This is a genomic window from Pseudomonas sp. 65/3-MNA-CIBAN-0223, from assembly GCF_040310425.1.
Lineage (GTDB): Bacteria > Pseudomonadota > Gammaproteobacteria > Pseudomonadales > Pseudomonadaceae > Aquipseudomonas > Aquipseudomonas gregormendelii.
Genome location: NZ_JBEOPV010000311.1, coordinates 1 through 242, shown reverse-complemented (window position 1 = coordinate 242; position 242 = coordinate 1). Strand labels below are relative to the sequence as shown.

Annotated in this window: 1 protein-coding gene; it reads left to right on the top strand. The window is 65.3% G+C overall.

The window, feature by feature from the left end:
- On the top strand, positions 1-242 hold a 242-nt coding region (locus tag AAEZ09_RS29020), incomplete at both ends, for an HAD-IA family hydrolase (RefSeq protein ID WP_350601771.1).

The window sequence follows — 242 nt, the reverse complement described above, 5'->3', positions numbered from 1 at the left end:
GAGGAAAAGGGGCTGGCCGGTTACTTCGATTGGCTGGTCGGCGGCGATACCTTGCCGCAGCAGAAACCCGATCCGGCGGCGCTGTTCTGGGTGATGGACAAGGCGGGCGTTGCGCCCGGCGAATCGCTGTTCGTTGGTGACTCGCGCAACGACGTACGGGCTGCCAAGGCCGCGACAGTACGCTGTGCCGCGCTTACCTACGGCTACAACCACGGCGAGCCCATCGCTGATGAGCATCCGGC